1 pseudogene is annotated in these 773 nt (G+C 70.0%); it reads right to left on the bottom strand.

What is annotated here, in order from left to right:
* Positions 1-649, bottom strand: a pseudogene (locus A5691_RS03980) (hypothetical protein); the annotation flags it as partial.
* Positions 650-773: the final 124 nt, after the last annotated feature.

The following is a 773-nucleotide window of genomic DNA, read 5'->3' as shown; positions in this document are numbered from 1 at the left end:
CTGTGCGCCCGTCGATCCCCACACCACCTCCGCACCGCAACTGCGGTCGCAGGTGCTGGCGCTGCGGGGCGACGTCGGTGGCCGCGACGGCGAAACACAGCAGGTATGCGTCCGGTCCCACCATGACGAGGTGGGACAGCGACCAGCAGATCCACACCGAGGCGAAGGCGGCGGAGGCGGCGCGCCTGGCGCCGTTCTCGACGTCGCCCTGAAGGACCGAGGGCGCCACGCACAGCAGCACGATGATCGGCGCGAATTGCAGGAGCGAGGGGCGCAGCCACGCCGCGACCGGGTATGCCACGGCCAGGACCACAAGCACGTAGGTGTCGGCCCGGCCCAGCTTGACCAGTCGCGCGTACTCGATCACCGCGACGACCGCCAGCGACGCGGCCAACCCCGCCGTCGTGCCTTGGCCGGCCCAAACCGGGATCCCGACAGCCGGTGCGATCAGCACCCAGGTGCGCCATTTCTGCACCAGCTCGCGCTTGCGCGAGACCAGGACGGCGGCGCCCGCGACGGCGAGGATCGCCACCGTGACCCACATCAGGAACACAGCCGTCGAGTACATGTGGACGTGCAGCGGACCCACGTCGATGTTGAGCGGCATCCGCCGATCGAGATGAGGAAACCAGCGGTCGAGGAGTGACATGGTGGGCCGCCGGTTCTAAGACGCCAGCGCGAAGCGGTCATCGGCCACGACGTCGCCCCGCAGCGCCAGCACCTGCGACCGCAGTTGCGGTGCGGAGGTGGTGTGGGGATCGACGGGCGTACCG

The sequence above is a fragment of the Mycobacterium sp. E183 genome, assembly GCF_001667735.1.
Taxonomy (GTDB): domain Bacteria; phylum Actinomycetota; class Actinomycetes; order Mycobacteriales; family Mycobacteriaceae; genus Mycobacterium.
Note: the sequence above shows the minus strand (reverse complement) of the source record. Positions and strands in the feature narration are given on the sequence as shown.